This is a genomic window from Shewanella sp. S1-58-MNA-CIBAN-0166 (assembly GCF_040310085.1).
Classification (GTDB): Bacteria; Pseudomonadota; Gammaproteobacteria; order Enterobacterales; family Shewanellaceae; genus Shewanella.
Genome location: NZ_JBEOPN010000137.1, coordinates 1 through 273, shown reverse-complemented (window position 1 = coordinate 273; position 273 = coordinate 1). Strand labels below are relative to the sequence as shown.

At 44.0% G+C, this 273-nt stretch carries 1 protein-coding gene; it reads right to left on the bottom strand.

Features of this window, described 5'->3' with window-relative positions; genetic code table 11:
* Window positions 1-273, bottom strand: a 273-nt coding sequence (locus AAEY99_RS21425; protein ID WP_351011977.1) for an ATPase, T2SS/T4P/T4SS family, incomplete at both ends; no start/stop codon positions are given.

Genomic DNA, 273 nt, shown 5'->3' with positions numbered 1-273 from the left:
CCACAGTTCATTGCTTGGAGCATATCGATTACTTCGCCAGAGCGTACCTCTCCAACAAGTATTCTATCTGCGCGCATTCTAAGGGCTGCTTTTACTAAATCTCTTAGGCTTACTGCACCTTTACCATCGCTGTTTGTGTCGTGGGCTTCCAATTGCACAACATGGTTGTGATGCAAATTAAGCTCAGCGCTTTCTTCAATGGTTACAACACGTTCATTTGGATTAATTGAGTTGGCAAGTACGTTTAATAATGACGTTTTACCAGCCCCCGCA